The sequence below is a fragment of the Paenibacillus oleatilyticus genome (assembly GCF_018998565.1).
GTDB lineage: Bacteria > Bacillota > Bacilli > Paenibacillales > NBRC-103111 > Paenibacillus_G > Paenibacillus_G oleatilyticus.
In genome coordinates this window covers 1-373 of the sequence record NZ_JAHNZO010000138.1, presented here as the reverse complement: position 1 = coordinate 373, position 373 = coordinate 1, and the positions used below count along the sequence as shown (strand labels likewise).

The window sequence follows — 373 nt, the reverse complement described above, 5'->3', positions numbered from 1 at the left end:
GGGTCGAATGGTTTGCCAAAAGCAAGCCATAGCGACCGTCATCGTTATCCGCGCCTCGCGGCTTCCGCAGGCGCTTGACTATTTGGCGATACACAGCCACCATCGCTTGCGAGCCATCAGGCTGATTGCAAGCCGTCACCACTAACCGGTCGATCAACGATGAAAAATGCCCCCGCCGTTACGATTCACTACTGTTCACAATGCAATTGGTTGCTGCGCGCCGGCTGGATGGCGCAAGAGCTGCTCAATACCTTCGGCGACGATCTCGCCTCCGTCACCCTGATGCCGGGCACCGGCGGGGTGTATCAAATCAGCGTCGATGGCGTGATGATTTGGGATCGCAAAATTGACGGCGGCTTCCCCGATGCGGCGC

Annotated in this window: 1 protein-coding gene; it reads left to right on the top strand. The window is 58.4% G+C overall.

The window, feature by feature from the left end; genetic code table 11:
• Positions 1-159: 159 nt before the first annotated feature.
• On the top strand, positions 160-373 hold a 214-nt coding region (locus KQX66_RS38970; protein ID WP_216798423.1), incomplete at its 3' end, for a SelT/SelW/SelH family protein.